Raw genomic sequence first — 15266 nt, 5'->3', positions numbered from 1 at the left:
GGAACTAACCTGATTTGTAAGTGAGCTTGTGAAGCTTAAGTGAACAGCATTGGATAAAAGGGGCAAAAAAACTCAAAAAAATATCCGTTCAGGGGTTATTTCTTGCTCAAATCCGGCTTGAGACAGAGTACGATATTAGGGAGGAATGGACTTCAAAAAATCCGTTCGCTGATTTGCACTTTTTAAACAAAAATGTCGTCGGATAATCGTAAAAGTGTAAATCAAAGTATAATGAAACCAACTTTAAAGGAGGAATCAAACATGATTTTTGGTCATGAAGAGAACTTCTGGGAAAGCGCAAACGGCATCTGGACAGCTCGGGAAATCTACCAGCAGCCGAACACCTGGAAGAAAACACTCAAACAGATTAAAGAAAAGAAAGACGAAATTAAGGCATTCATCGATCCGCTTCTGGAAGATCCAAACCTGGATATCATATTCACCGGTGCTGGAACCAGTGAATATGTCGGCAATGCCCTCTATTCTTTCATCAACACCTGCACAGGCTTCCGCGCAAAATCCTATGCATCGACTGACCTGGTAGAAACTCCAGAAAACTACCTCGACAAAAACCGCAAGACTCTGCTCGTCAGCTTCGGCCGTTCTGGCAACTCTCCGGAATCCGTAGGCGCAGTTCAGGTAGCAGACGCGGTATGCGGCAAGAACGTTTACCATCTGTTCATCACCTGCAACAAGAACGGCGCACTCGCAAAAGCTGCTGCTGCACGCGACAACGCCCTCGATATCAACCTGACGGAAGAGACTCACGACCAGTCCTTCGCCATGACCTCCAGTTTCTCCAACATGATGCTGGCTGCTATGCTCTGCTTCAACCTGGATCACCTGGTAGAAACTGAAGCTCGTCTGGAAGACGTTATCCTCAGAGGACAGCACTTCCTCGACCATGGCTACAAAGCCTGTGAAGATCTGGTTAAATCCTATGACTTCAACCGTATCGTTTACCTTGGCGCAAACGTTCTGAAAGGCATCGCTCAGGAATCCCAGCTGAAGATCTGCGAACTGACTGCAGGCCAGGTTACAACAACCTTCGATTCTCCGCTTGGCTTCCGTCACGGACCAAAATCTGTTGTTAACGACGAAACCCTGACCGTTATCTACATTTCTGATGATCCATATCAGAGACAGTATGAATACGACCTGGTTAAGGAAATGGCTTCCCAGAGAAAGGGCAACAAACTGGTAGCCGTAGCCGCTCGTAAATACGAAGACATCGAAAAACTCGTTGACCTCTATATCGACTTTGGTCTGCTCTTCGCAAAAGACAACATGTACCTTGCCTTCGACTACATCCTGGCTGCTCAGGTAATCGCACTGTTCAAATCCATCTCTCTTGGCATCACACCGGATAACCCATGCCCAACTGGCGAAGTTAACCGCGTTGTTCAGGGCGTTACCATCTATCCTTACGAACTCAAATCGGAAACTGAAGTCACTGTGGAGGAAAACGCATAATGATTGGACTTATCGTAACCGGACATGGACACTTTGCGTCTGGTCTGACTGAAGCTTTAAACGTTATTGCCGGACCGGCCGAAAACTACTATGCGGTAGATTTCAACCTGACCGATTCGACCGATGATCTGGCTGCTCATCTTGAAGAAGCCATGAACAACCTGAAAGACTGCGAGTCTGTACTCGTACTGTCCGACCTGGCTGGCGGTTCGCCGTTCAAAGTCAGCGTAGAACTCGGCTTCCCAAGAGGCTATGAAGTTGTAGCCGGTACAAACCTTGGCATGCTCGTAGAAATCAACCTCGTTCGTCAGTTCATGGATGACATTCATCAGCTGGCAAAACAGGCGATCACAGTCGGCAAAGACCAGGTACAGGCTTTCGAATTCAAGGCTCCTGCAGCTGAATCCGACGATTTCTCCGACGGAATCTAATTCCCGGATTCGCTCGTTTCCTCAGGGCAAACTCAAAGAGAAAACAGAGCATCCGCAACGACGACATTTTTCTGTATAGCACAAGAGCACGCATCTTCCGTTTGATGCGTGCTCTTTTTCTTCGTTCAGTAAAGGACGATATTTGATTTGGACAACGAAAAAAGGGCCGGGACAGCCCTTTTTCCAAGAAAGTTTAAGAAAGGGAATTTGATTATGAAGCGAGCCTTCTTAGCTCGCTTATAAAATACAAACTCCGTAAAAAAACATCTATTGTTATGCCTGATTTCTCATAGCCTGGAAATACATCCAGTACCTGCTCGATCCGGCGATCAAGGATGGATCGACTTGGAGTAATCCGTCGGGGAAAGACCGTACTGCTTTTTGAACTTTCTCGAGAAGTAGTGAATGCTGGTGAAGCCAAGCATGTCGCTGATCTCGGAGATCGTACGGTTGTGTTCCTGAATCAGAAGCTTTGCGTGATTCAGCTTGAGGTTGGAGATGTACTGTTTCGGACTGATGTGCAGGTTGGTCCGGAAGAGGTTTTGCAGGGAAGAGCGCGAAACCGAGAACTTAATGCACAGATCCTCGACCGTAAATGCCGAACAGATGTTGTTGTTGATGTAGACCAGAATTTCGTTGAGCAGAGTGTGTTCATAATGCTGCTGCATCGGGTTGATGCCTGCATCGACTTCTTCTTTATGGTCGAACTGGTGCAGCAGAATGATGACTTCCTTCAGATAGAGGATCGCAAGTTCCTGGTTCAGATAGTCTTCCGTTTGTACTGCCTTCATGAAGGAGCAGAGGACCTGATAAATATCTTTGCGTGTATGGAAGACACGATTGCACAGCGAATCCGCCAGCGTGTCATCCATCTTAAAGATAACGGTCAGATACGAACACGTCTGATCGTGTTTTGTGTAGTGCGAGTGGAACTGTCCTGGGTAGTAGAGCATCAGATCGTACTTGCTCAGGGAGTAGGCTTTGCCGTCCACGTCCATTTCCATGGATCCGTGGTCAATATAAACAAGTTCATAGTACGAGTGCGCTTCACCCGGGAAAACGTAGTCTTCTTTTCGAACCTGATAAAAGGTGGTCAGGATTTCATGAATATGAAGATTGGTCACCATCGGGCTGAACGTAACTTCGTGCGCAGCCGGATGAATTTCCAGATTTGATTTACGGTAGCAGATATCAATCTCGGCATCATCTGAGATCGAAATGAAGTTAAAGAAGGTTTCGGGATTCGTTTTGACAATCCGATGGATGACAAAATTTTCAAAAGTATCCCCATCTTTTGAAACAGCCATCAGCACAATGCCCGATTTGCACTGGATGTAGCAGGGTTCGTTCGAAGAGTACACATGCGAGAAGCTCTTAGCCGTCAGTTTAAGAGCGTTCTGCTGGTAGTCGGCATGCTGTTCAGCCACTTCGGACAGATCGTAGAGGATCGAGCCATACGGCTGAAACTGATAATGCGTTGTTCTTTTGAGCATATTTCACCACTATTCCAAATTTTCAAGGCAAAAGTCTTCAAATACTGTTTAGAGCAACAAAGAGACTATTTTGTCTTGTTAACGCTTTCTAATAAAAAAGTATATCCAGCGTTTGATGGGGTGTAAATGAGCCGGAAATTAAAAAGGGCACATTTTGTAAATTTCGGTCGATATTTCACTAAAAAAGTTCAAATCTGTGGAGTAAATCGATATTTCCGTACATTAAGATTGAATAAATTAGTTCGAAGGCGAGGTGGATATTTTCGATCAATGCAAAGCAAATTTCAAAAACGGATGTTTTTCTTATTTGTATGGACAATTCTGGGCCAGAACTTGCGTTATAAAGAGAGCAGAGCTTATAAAAATACGATCGTAGCAATTGTTAAAAACCTTAGTTTAAAACAGTAAATATTTATGAAATCTTTATGTGATGGGTGGCAGTAAACAGGGGTTAACGGTTGTAAGAGCAGATGTTCAGTCTGTTAAAGGGAGGGGACGATCTGGCTGTCCCTTCTTCATCAGACCTGGTTTTGTATGGACTTTTCCTGGCTATGGCTCCGAAAATCCGAGATTCTGTACTTTGCTGAACGCGTAACGATCAGGGCTTTCCTTATTTTCAAAGAAGCTAAGGATAAGATAAAGGTCTCGAGTCGGACTTGGGCAGGGACCTGCAGAGAAGCAGAGAAAGAAGAATCTGCAAGGGCCTGATCCAGGAATTCATTGAGCGCGTTTCCAGATCGGATCAGGCAGTAAAACGATCTGTACTCTTTCTGTCTATACGATCTGTACTCTTTCTGTCTATATGGCTGAGGTTCAATACTGTTCGAGTTCATTCGCAGAGATTCGCTGCATTCCGAATCTGCATGCATTTCGAAGTCTGTATTCCATATCCGGTCTGAATGGACAGAAAGCGCTGCGCGCCCGGTTCTGTCTGATCCAGGAACGCGAAAGCCGGGTGCTCTTTTCAGTATTGGTTTTGATCTGTGTTTCAATATCGACCGATTCCATGCAGAAGCGGATATACCGTTTGCAGAAAACGATTGAGCCGGCACTCGGATCCAGAAGGCAGGCTGCAGTATAGAACTGCACTGTTGCTTCCAGAATCTAAGATGCAGGCATTTAAGAATACCGCAGAAATACCAAATTGTAGAAAAATTCAACATTCCCCGATTCCGATAACGTTTACATTTCTTCGGATGTACCTGGGAAAGCGTTTGCCTGAACGGACGCAAAAGATTCTACTGATATTTAAATAAATCAATTTGAAAATATTATCCCAAATTATCACAAAATGTTTGGAAATTGCGGCTGTTTGTTAGATAATCCTTGTGTCATCATTCCATCCCAAATTGAAACCTTCCAATATGAATTGTTGATACAGGATAAGACGATTCGTATAAGATTGCTGTCTAAAAGAAATGATTTTTAATCGGGTGGAAATGGGCTGACTGGCATACTCTTTTCTTTTCATGAAAAGCTATGCCAATCCCTGTCTGCGAGCCCTGAGCTTTGCGTTAATTCTTCGGCATTATTTCGCAAATTTTCCGTCAAATTTGGTTTATTTGAACGAAAAATCTAAATCTTGATCCAATTTGTGCAAATGATATGGGAATGCATTGTTTATAATCGTAGATAAGAGAGTGCTTTCACAGCATAGCTTGACAGAAAGGAGAGATATAAATGCCAAACATTGTTGCGACTCGAATTGACAACCGTCTGATTCACGGACAGGTTGCAACACAGTGGGCCGGGGTGGTTGGAGCAAACCTGCTTCTCGTTGCAAACGACGCAGTTGCGAAAGACCAGTTCCGTCAGGGCCTGATGAACATGGCTGCTCCAGCTTATGCACAGACTCGTTACTTCAGCATTGATAAAACGATCGCTGTCATCAGCAAAGCAAGTCCTGCTCAGAAAATCTTCCTGATCCTGGAAACTCCTCAGGACGCGTTACGGCTCGTCGAGGGCGGCGTGCCAATCGATGTTCTGAACATTGGAAACATGCACATGCATGAAGGAAAACGCCAGGTAGCTACGAGTGTTGCGGTAGACGATGACGACGTCGCCACATTCAAGAAGCTGCAGGATCTCGGTGTTAAACTCGAAATCCAGCGCACACCTAACACAGCTAAAGAAGACGTTTCCAAACTCTTTAGCTAAATTGCACTAACAAAACAAAGGAGAAAAATTATGCAAGTCGTTTTGTTGGCAATCGTTACATTCCTGTTTGCGATTGACCAGTTTTCCCTGACTGAGATTATTTACCGTCCAATCTGCGCTTGCCCGATCATCGGTGCAATCCTGGGCGATGTAAATACCGGTCTGGTACTTGGCGGAACATACGAACTGATGATGATTGGTTCTATGCCTGTCGGCGGCGCACAGCCCGCAAACGTAGTTATCGGTGAAGTTGTTGCTATGATCTTCGCCTGCCAGACAGAGATGTCCGTAGACGCTGCTCTCGGTTCTGCTGTAATCTTCTCTGTATTTGGTACTTATGTAGTAACCATCGTGTTCACAATCGCTTCTTCCTTCAACGCATGGTGCGATGACACCTGCTCCAAGGGTGAAACAAAAGGTGTAACGAATGCTGTCCTCGCTGACGTAGCTCTTCTTGGCGGTCTGTTCGCAGTTATCGCTATCCTGGCTTACGTAGGCGGCGCTGCTATTCAGCCTGCAATGGAATCCCTTTCCACTAACGCTTCCTGGCTGATGAACGGCGGTCTCGCTGTTGCCGGCGGCATGATGCGTTTCGTCGGATTCGGCGTTCTGCTGAAAATCATGCTTTCCAACGATATGTGGGGCTACTTCCTTGCTGGATTTGCAATGGCTCTGGTTATTGGTAATATCCCAGCATTGGCTTCCGCTACTCTCGTACTGATTGCCTTCATCGGTATCGGTATCGCATGCAGCAACTACTTCACTTCAATCAACATTAAAGAAGCTGCATCTAACGCAGGTTTAGGAGGATTCTCTGATGGCATCTAATACAGATCTCAATCTGCAGGATATGCAGTATTACACAGATCTGACTCCAGCACCAAAACTGGATAATGGAACCCTGACGAAAATGATCTGGCGTTCCTGCAACCTTCAGATCTGCTTCAACTACGAACGTATGCAGGCTATCGGCTGGCTCTGGTCCATGCTCCCTGGTCTGAAAAAGATTCACACAAACAAAACTGACCTCTCGATGTCCATGTGTCAGAACCTGGACTTCCTGAACACGCACCCCTTCCTGGTAACATTCGTTATGGGTCTCGTTCTCTCCATGGAACAGAACAAAATGGATATCCAGACAATCCGTGCTGTACGTATCTCCACTGCTGCTCCTCTGGGCGGTATTGGTGACGCTCTCTTCTGGTTCACACTTATCCCAATTATCGCAGGTATGACTTGCGGTATGGCTATCAACGGATCGATGATGGGTCCAATCCTGTACTTCGTTATTGCCTTCGGCATTGAAATGATTCTTCGTTACGTCCTGATGTACTGGTCTTACAACCTCGGTCTGGATGCAGTTAAGATGATGACAGCTAACGCTAAAGAATTCACACGCGCTGCTTCTATCCTTGGTGTATTCGTTGTAGGTGCTCTTACAGCTAACTACGGCGGCGGAACCACAACTGGTATCGTATTCGCTAACGGCGAAAGCCCAGTCGTTCTTCAGGATTACCTGAACCAGATCCTGCCTTGCCTTATTCCTCTGCTTCTGACTCTGCTGATGTACTTCCTCCTCAAAAAAGGATGGACACCAATCAAATGTATCCTTCTGCTCCTCGTTATCGGTATCGTAGCTGGTATGTTCGGTATCCTCGGATCCGGATATGATCCACTGATCCCAGTACCTTGGTACACATCGAAAGATGCAGCTCTGCTTGCAGCAGGCATCGACCCAGCAGCAACTGGAATGCTCTTCTAATATTTGTTAACTTGACTCTGCCGATCACTCGGCAGAGTTTTGTTTTTGCGGCTTTGAACTCGATCTGCCGTTTTCAACGGAAACGCACGAAATTTCAAAGCCGTTTTTTTCTGTCTTCCCTCGATCTCGTATTTTTAAGAGGATGTAACTTTTGATTTTGAAGAAAGCAAAATCCTGACATAAGCAGTAGATACAAAAGGAGAAGCTTTTAATACATTCCACGCAGGAAATTCCAATCCTCAATCCTGACGATAAAATGAGACCAAATCCTTTTTCCCCAGCCAAGAGACTGGCGTTGGCTTCGGGTAAAAGAAAAAGGAAGTGAATCAAACGCTTTAAAGCGAGAAGAAAGGGAGAAATCAAATGAAGGCTTCGAAATGGTTAGCCCTGCTGATCGGACTGTCGATGAGCATCGGGCAGCAGCCTGTTCAGGCAAAGGAGAGCATGGAGGATTAGGGTCAGACTATTCCCCAAAGTCCGGTCGCCGATCGACTCGATCCATCCGCTTTTAATTCAGAATATTTGAACTGGCTCAAAGATCCGCATGGACAGGCTCCTTCTTCGATGGATCTTTCGTATCTTTCCGATCATTATGCAAGGCAATATCGAAAGAATCAGAAGACGAAAACGTCGGCTAGAACGCTCCCGTTCAGATTCAGTCTGCGGGATCAGGGAAGGTTGCTTCTCGTGGAAGATCAGGGATCGCTTTCGACCTGCTGGGCAATTACCGGGATAGAGGGTGCTGAGCAAACGCTATATGATCAGGAACATGGACTCCAGCTTTCTTCCTTGCATGCAGCATGGTATACGCTGACCGGGAAAGAAGAAGAGATTTTGCAGATGAATGGGGATCCGTACGGGAATGGGGGAAGCAGCAGTCTTCTTGCACCGTCATTAGCCGCCTGGAAAGGACCGATTCGGGAAGAAAAACTGCCTATGTCTGATTTTGATCGTATCCCTGACGAAAGCATGCGCTATGAAGCGGACTTTCATCTGCAGGATGCGTTCTGTCTTCCTACCTCTGCGTACGAAGATCCGGATCGAAATACTGTGGACCAGCAGATCATCAAACAGGTTGTCTATGACTACGGACCAGCCGTCATTAACGTAAACGTCGGCAACTACAGCGGCTACATCGAAGAAACGAATGCCTGGGATAACGAACCGGGACATCTAACTGATCATGTCGTACAGATAATCGGCTGGGATGACAGCTTCTCCAGAGAAAACTTTAACGAAAGTGCGCAGCCCGAACATGACGGCGCCTGGCTCGTTCAAAACAGCTGGGGGTACGACTGGGGAGAAAACGGAACTCACTGGCTCTCCTACGAAGACAGCGCAATTTCCTTTGTTACTGTTTTCCTTCTCGAATAAAACGACAACTATCAGCGCAATTATCAATACGATACCCTGGGGTGGTACACCTCCCTGGAAGGCAGCAACAATAACCCGTGTCTGGGAAAAGCAGCCAATATTTTCAGTGCGAAAGAAGATGAACTTCTTGAGGCTGCTTCGTTTTATACGACGGACGCTGGTACAGCCTATACCCTTTCGGTCTACACGGAGGTGCAGGGGGAAAATCCGGAAAACGGAAGGCTGGTCAGCCGACAGAGCGGAAGCGAGCAGTATACCGGCTATCATACGATTGAGCTCGAACAGCCAGCCGTTCTTCACTCCAATTCCCAGTTCAGCATCGTTATCGAATTTGATAATCCGGAATACGAGAATCCCATTCCTGTAGAAACGTATGGCTGTGAAGACCCGGAAGAAGACTTTGTGGAAGAAATGGGAACGGGACACGAAAGCTACGTCTACGATTATGAAAGCGCGCAATGGGAAGACGTTTACGGGATGGCCGACAGTTTTGTCCTGACCAACGTCTGCATTAAAGGCTTTACCAATCCGCTGCCAGAATCTAAAGAGGAGCTTAGCACCGTTCGTTCTTCGCAGATGGACGGGGAAGTCAACGATGGAACCCTTCTGGAACTTTCCAGTGCAGGAAATGAACCGATCGAATATTCGATGGATGGATCGGTGTTTGCCAAATACACTGCGCCGATCGAACTGCGCTTTGCTTTGCCGGACCAGACGCATACACTGCTGGCTCGCACGGTAAACGAAGAAGGTCAGACAGGAAATACGGTTACAAGAACGTATTCCAAAGCATCTGCGCAAATCGGGACGAATCGAGTTGACTCCGCACGCGCCCGACAGATCGTTTCCTTTGAAAACGGCAGCGCGACGATTGAACTTCGCAATGACGAAGAGGACATTTATGTCCAGACCATCAGTCCGGATTCGATTGCTGTAAACGGCGAGCCCGCCGAACGATTCGCCTGGTCCGATCCGATTGAACTGGAAGAAGGAGAAGAAGTAACCCTCCAAATCAGTGCAAGCGCACCAGGCAAGAAAAATTCAGAAGCAGCCCTCCATGTCCGTCGTTCGCCTCTGCACTTTGTCTATCGCAGCGAAACGATTTCGTTTGATTCGAAATATACCGTCAGCACGCTAGATGGCGATCCCATTCCGAACGGCGATTCGATCGGCCGTCTCATTGACGACGAACTTCCGGCGCCGCTGCTGCTGACGTATACAGCTGCTGACGTATACAAAGGAAGAGGGAACTTCCGTTACAGAAACCTGGACAATTCCAGCTCGATGGTCCTGGCCGGTGATCGGAATCGATTATGCGAACGAGCGGATCAATGCCATTTTTTCTCCAGGCATTCGTTACGGCTATACTCCAGATCTCAGCGATGGAATCGAATTCACCTATGATGAGATGCTTTCCGTAAAGCCTGGGGTCGATGTTTATCTGCAAAGGGATGCGACAGACTATGACTTTGCTTCTGCGATTTATCGCTTTAAAATTCCCGAACGACCGAGCGCTCTTAAACTGAAAATGGATCTGGTGACTTCCTCCACTCTGAGCGTTCAGAAAGTTGACGGCGGTATCTACGCGATTGTAAAAGCGCAAGAAGACATGAAGGATCCGGATCTGGACACCCTCGAATGGCAGGGCAGTCCGGCTTTCGTCCCTCTCGAACCCGACACGTCCTATCGGATTTACGCGTATACGCGGCCAGTGTTTAATGCGTTTGCTTCTGAGGCAGCGAGCCTGGAGGTTCGAACAAATCCAATGCAGGATCTTCTGGATACGGTATTTCGCAAAGGAGCCGTTCTGATGCAGACCAGCGAATCAAGCGCACAGTTTGGTCTGTATGAAGAAGAAGTTTTTACCCATCTCACAGACGCTATCGAGATTCTGGAAGATCGTTCGTCCCATACAACGGAGCAGGCGCAAATCTGTATAGATACTTTGCATCAGGATCTGCTGGAACTGCGGCTTCTTCCGTCCAAAGAACGCCTGGATGAGCTAAAGCAAACCAGCTAAAGGAAATGGAATGAATGCTGGCAGGAAAAAAGTTGAAAACGGCTGGAGCAGAACCTCCCGGAACGGGCTGAATTTCTGCTGCAGCCGTTTTTCTGTTTATCCCTGATTATCCCCGATTCTGCTGCTTTGCATACGCCGTTATGGAATCCGCCGCCAAGTCGAAAAAGCCCGGTGAGTGGCATTTTTTGCATATCCTGTTATGGTGATCATGAATGAAAGCGCATTATGTTTCTTTTACAGTCCAAAACGGATTAATAAGAAGGAAAGAAGCGCTGCGTTTTCGCATAGAAAGCAGGTGAACGCAAATATGGAATCCCAGACAAACGATCTGAAAATTCTTCCTTTTGAAGAAGACTGTAAATACCGTACAGAAATTGAAACGCTGTACCAGAACTCTTTTCCCGATTCGGAGCGCAAGCCGTTTTCGATGATTCTCGATGGAAAAAAAGAAGGAAAAATGGAGCTCTTTTACGCCGAACTTCATGAAAAGCCGGCTGCCCTCATTTTTCTGATTCGAAATAAAAAAGCGGACATTCTCGACTATCTGGCCGTCGATCCGACGATTCGAGGCCATCGGATCGGATCTCGCATTCTGACCTGGCTGCAGGAAGTTCGAAAGCATCCGTTTATTGTTGAGATCGAAAGCACCAAGGCGCCGACAACCGAAGAAGCTGTGCGCAGAAAGCGGTTTTATCTTTCTTCTTCCATGAACGACTGCAAGACTACGATTACGCTCTTTGGCGTGCCGATGGAACTGTTAAGCTGGCCAGTACCGGTGCATTATGAGTTTTACGAATCCATTCTGGCGGACTATTTTGGAAACGATCTGATTCGCTACGTATCCAAAGGCGACGCGTCAAATTAAGCTTTTGTTTCGTTTTATCAATTTCGAAGATTCAAACGGAAGGAATCCTTTTATAATAGATGTACCTAGGAGGAAAATACTGTGAAAGTAATTGTTACAAAAGACTATGATGAGCTTTCCAAAGAAGCGTTCAAAGTCATGAAAGAAGTCCTGGATGCACGCCCAGATGCAGTCCTCGGACTGGCTACCGGCAGCTCTCCGGAAGGCCTCTATGCCGAAATGGTAAAGGATCACAAAGAAAACGGAACTTCCTACAAAGACGTTCATACCTACAATCTTGACGAATACGTAGGCATTGACCGCAACGATCCGCAGTCCTACTACACATTCATGAACGATCATCTGTTCAGCCACGTGGACATCGATCCAGCCAACACGCATGTTCCTTACGGAAGCACTGCAGAAGATGCAAAAGCCTATGACGATCAGGTAAAAGGCGTAGATATCCAGCTGCTCGGTATCGGCCGCAACGGACATATCGGATTCAACGAACCGGGCACACCGTTCGATGAAAGAACGCATATCGTTGAACTTACCGAAAGCACACGCGATGCCAACAAGCGTTTCTTCGATGACGACATCAACAAAGTACCGACACATGCTATCACGCAGGGTATCGGTACCGTTATGGATGCGAAGAAAATCCTTCTCGTAGCCAACGGCGAATCCAAAGCGGATGCAGTAAAAGCCATGGTAGAAGGACCAGTAGACACAGCCTGCCCGGCTTCTGTTCTGCAGAACCATCCAGATGTAGTCGTAATCGTAGACGAAGCGGCTGCGTCCAAACTCAATCGCTAATCACAGACTTCAGTCGATCTTTCCAGATTCTGCCCCAACACTCAGATTATTCGGCAGAACCAGTATCCTATAGACTGTATACGTTCCGGCAGGCGAAAACCTGCCGGTTCTTTTTCGTTTGCGGCCAAGAGAGGCGGCTGGCGCCTTCCGTCCTTTTCTGCCTCTGAAAAATTCGCTAAGATAATCGAAGATTCAGATTCGCCCGCTGCGCTCACAAAAGAGAGCAGACGATAAGGATACAGATAAAAAAGAGACCGCTCTTTTGCTCCTTTTGAAAACTCAAATTCTGGCGAATCGGAAAGGAAAAAACTATGGATCAGAATAACCGTCCCGCTGTGGACAGCACGAATGATAATTCTGCCGCACCGCGCCGATCCAGAAAGAAAAAAGTTACGCAGATCATTCTCTATATTCTTATGGCGGTCTGCGTAGTCGTTCTTGGCGTGAGCGGCTATAAGATTTACGAAACCTGGAACGAAGAACGAACCATCCAGAAAGAAACGGATGCCTTTAACCAGTACGTTACCGGAAATAATGCCGCCGGCGATGAAAACGGTCAGATGAGCGAAGAGGCGCCTTCATTTACCGTCGACTGGGAAGGTCTGAAAGCGGCCAACCCGAACATCAACGCCTGGATTCTCGTTCCGGGAACCGGAATTTCCTATCCGGTCGTTCAGGCCATGGACAACGATTATTATTTGAATCACTCGTTCAACGGCGCCTACAACCGTCTGGGTGCTGTATTCCTGGACTGCACGCAAAATCCGGACTACCAGAACCAGAACTCGATCATTTATGCCCATACGGCTGACGTCGGCGGCATGTTTACCAACCTCAAGAATTTCAACGATCTGGAGTTTTTCAATGCCCATCCGTATTTCTGGCTGCTGACGCCGTCGCAAAACTATCGGTGCACGATCAACGCGTTTTATGCCGGAACGGATGATTCACCCATTTACACCACCGACTTTGGCGACTACCGCAAGGACATTCTTGATGAAATCCAGAATGTCTCCCTCTACTACCGTCCGCTCGAATACCGCAACCACAACTTTGTGACGCTTTCCACCTGCAACATGGATTTTGGCGTACACAGCGATCAGAGGTTTGCGCTCATGGGCATGATGGAAAAATGGAGCGCCCCCATTCCGGCACCCGAAGAAAACTAAGCCGGCAAAATTCACGAAGAATACCGTTTTGGAAGTATCCGTTCCAAACCGGTTTTGCCAGAAGATGGAGTTTATGATTCCGTCTTTTTTTGCTTCCAGTTCCCGTTTTTCAGCCGAACCGGCTAATTCGTGAAGTCAAAACAACACGTCAATTGCACTTTTCGCAAAGACGAATCACAGAAGGAAACGATGAGTAAACTAAAAAACAGCGGATGAAAAATGATCTGCCCATCGGTTCAGACCGATTGAATTCTCTTATACCCAGAAAAGAAGAAAGAACTGCGAAAAGAAAGATTATTGGATAAACGAAAATCCAGAAAGGATCCTTACGATGAAAAAGTGTCCAAAATGCGGTACGGCGAACCGGGAGGACAGCCGTTTCTGCGAGCGCTGCGGTACAGATTTAGCAGAGGCTCCAAAGCCGGAACCGACGAAATCCGATCGCCCGCTCATCTGTCCCAACTGCAATACCCCAAACCGATCAGACGATGCTTACTGTAAACGCTGCGGTAGCGCTCTGCCAAAGCGGTCCAAACCGAGAACAGCGGCAGCGCGTCCTGTACAGGCTGAGTCAAATCGGACGCAGAAGCCTGCAAATCAAAGCGTCATGCTGACGACTTCAAAAAACAAAAAGAAAACGGGTCTGTACGCGGGCATTGGGATTGCTGCTGTATTTGTGGCGGCTGTTCTGATTGGCGTATTCGTTTTTGGACGAAATTCGAATGCGTCCACTGAAAATCCTTCCGCCCAGACAGCCGCAGTAAACAAAGATTTCGAGAACAAGCAGGAAGATCGCAAGTCCGAAGAAGAGGAGTCTTCGAAGTCAATCCATTCCGATCGGGAAGATCCGGCTGAAAACGTGGCGAGGGAAGACGAACCTTCCTCTTCGCCGATTGATTCCACTCCGGACGATGTATTCGAGAAATCTTCTAGCTCAGAGACTAAGCTGCCGATAGCGCACATTACCCGGGAAAAATCCAATTACAGCGGTCCGGCGGCTGCACAGATCATTCTCGAATCCAAAGGAATCATTTCCAGTCAGGAAGAAATCGCCAATGGCATCATGATCAATGGCGTCAGCGATTTCGAAAGGCTGGCGAGCTATCTGACCCACGCATTTGACGTCAATGGCATAAGCGCACAATATACCGGCGTATATATGGACCTCTCGCAGCTGACCGTGGCGCAGGAAGACGCTCTGTTCAATTCGATCGATACGAATCTGAGCACAGGGTATCCCACGATCGTCTGCGTGAATTTCCAGACTGGCCAGCCAAGTACGTACGGTCTGATTTGTGGAAGCAAAAGCGATAATGCTGGCAGCACGATCTATACCCTGTATATTCCTGATGAAGCAGGTCATACATACGACGTGACGAAAGACGATCTCATTCAGCTGATGACCGGCACCGGCTTTTTCTGTTACCTGTATTAAAACGACAAGTATCCAAACGGCAAAGAAGCGATCCGATCCTTGCATTGACATTGAAGACATTTTAAATGGATATACACCCCCCGGCGTAACTGGATAATCGCCGGGGATTTTCTTTGAGCAGCGCTTGATCGATAAGGGAAGGGGACAAGGACAAGGCAGGAGGGAATTGCTACAGTCCGCTAAGACTCTGGCAGTCTCTGTTTTCAGAGGATATACTCCGGTCTTTGCCGGTTTTTTCGTAAGTGTCAAACAATCGACGGGTATACGCGAGACTGAATATTAGATACGC

12 protein-coding genes and 2 pseudogenes are annotated in these 15266 nt (G+C 47.1%); 13 read left to right on the top strand and 1 reads right to left on the bottom strand.

The genetic code is table 11. The features are described from left to right. Window positions 1–261 precede the first annotated feature (261 nt). Window positions 262–1473 (top strand): SIS domain-containing protein, encoded by a 1212-nt coding sequence (locus Q2J39_RS08610; RefSeq protein ID WP_230268256.1) that lies wholly within the window; start codon window positions 262–264, stop codon window positions 1471–1473. Continuing rightward, a complete protein-coding gene (gene agaF / locus Q2J39_RS08605; protein ID WP_230268255.1) occupies window positions 1473–1904 on the top strand; it encodes a PTS galactosamine/N-acetylgalactosamine transporter subunit IIA in 432 nt (143 codons plus the stop codon). Before Q2J39_RS08610 ends, agaF begins: the two co-directional genes overlap by 1 nt. Window positions 1905–2233: 329 nt before the next feature. Here the strand turns inward: agaF and Q2J39_RS08600 are convergent, their stop codons facing one another. Beyond that, window positions 2234–3397, bottom strand: a complete 1164-nt coding sequence (locus tag Q2J39_RS08600; protein ID WP_288340120.1) for an AraC family transcriptional regulator — start codon at window positions 3395–3397, stop codon at window positions 2234–2236. Window positions 3398–5077: 1680 nt separating this feature from the next. On the opposite strand from Q2J39_RS08600, the gene agaB reads away from it, so the two are divergent. The 11 genes and pseudogenes from agaB (at window position 5078) to Q2J39_RS08550 (ending at window position 14977) form a co-directional block, all read left to right on the top strand. Further along, on the top strand, window positions 5078–5554 hold the full coding sequence (gene agaB / locus Q2J39_RS08595) for a PTS galactosamine transporter subunit IIB (RefSeq protein WP_230267503.1): 477 nt from the start codon (window positions 5078–5080) through the stop codon (window positions 5552–5554). A gap of 30 nt (window positions 5555–5584) precedes the next feature. Beyond that, window positions 5585–6382 carry a PTS sugar transporter subunit IIC gene (locus Q2J39_RS08590; protein ID WP_288340117.1) on the top strand — a complete coding sequence of 266 codons (798 nt, stop codon included), beginning with the start codon at window positions 5585–5587 and terminating at the stop codon, window positions 6380–6382. Beyond that, window positions 6372–7316 (top strand): PTS system mannose/fructose/sorbose family transporter subunit IID, encoded by a 945-nt coding sequence (locus tag Q2J39_RS08585; protein ID WP_288340115.1) that lies wholly within the window; start codon window positions 6372–6374, stop codon window positions 7314–7316. The genes Q2J39_RS08590 and Q2J39_RS08585 overlap by 11 nt, the downstream gene beginning before the upstream one ends. A gap of 522 nt (window positions 7317–7838) precedes the next feature. Beyond that, window positions 7839–8690, top strand: a complete 852-nt coding sequence (locus Q2J39_RS08580) for a C1 family peptidase (protein ID WP_288340113.1) — start codon at window positions 7839–7841, stop codon at window positions 8688–8690. Window positions 8691–8723: 33 nt separating this feature from the next. After that, window positions 8724–10094: pseudogene (locus Q2J39_RS08575) on the top strand (lectin like domain-containing protein); the annotation flags it as partial. Then, a complete protein-coding gene (locus Q2J39_RS08570; protein ID WP_288340111.1) occupies window positions 9988–10710 on the top strand; it encodes a hypothetical protein in 723 nt (240 codons plus the stop codon). The pseudogene Q2J39_RS08575 and the gene Q2J39_RS08570, both read left to right, overlap by 107 nt. 307 nt (window positions 10711–11017) lie before the next feature. Further along, complete coding sequence (locus tag Q2J39_RS08565; RefSeq protein WP_230267498.1) at window positions 11018–11575, top strand: GNAT family N-acetyltransferase; 558 nt, start codon at window positions 11018–11020, stop codon at window positions 11573–11575. Window positions 11576–11656: 81 nt separating this feature from the next. Beyond that, complete coding sequence (nagB, locus tag Q2J39_RS08560) at window positions 11657–12373, top strand: glucosamine-6-phosphate deaminase (RefSeq protein WP_288340109.1); 717 nt, start codon at window positions 11657–11659, stop codon at window positions 12371–12373. A gap of 311 nt (window positions 12374–12684) precedes the next feature. Next, window positions 12685–13542: a class B sortase gene (gene srtB / locus Q2J39_RS08555; RefSeq protein WP_288340107.1), complete on the top strand. Its 858-nt coding sequence runs from the start codon at window positions 12685–12687 to the stop codon at window positions 13540–13542. 331 nt (window positions 13543–13873) lie between these two features. Continuing rightward, a pseudogene (locus tag Q2J39_RS10810) lies at window positions 13874–14041 on the top strand (zinc-ribbon domain-containing protein); the annotation flags it as partial. A 108-nt stretch (window positions 14042–14149) separates the two neighbouring features. Beyond that, the gene (locus Q2J39_RS08550) at window positions 14150–14977 is read left to right on the top strand and encodes a hypothetical protein (RefSeq protein ID WP_230267494.1); all 828 of its coding nucleotides are present in this window, start codon (window positions 14150–14152) and stop codon (window positions 14975–14977) included. Window positions 14978–15266: the final 289 nt, after the last annotated feature.

This window comes from uncultured Allobaculum sp. (assembly GCF_948576815.1).
GTDB classification, from domain to species: domain Bacteria; phylum Bacillota_I; class Bacilli_A; order Erysipelotrichales; family Erysipelotrichaceae; genus Allobaculum; species Allobaculum fili.
This window is presented reverse-complemented; position numbering and strand designations above follow the sequence as displayed.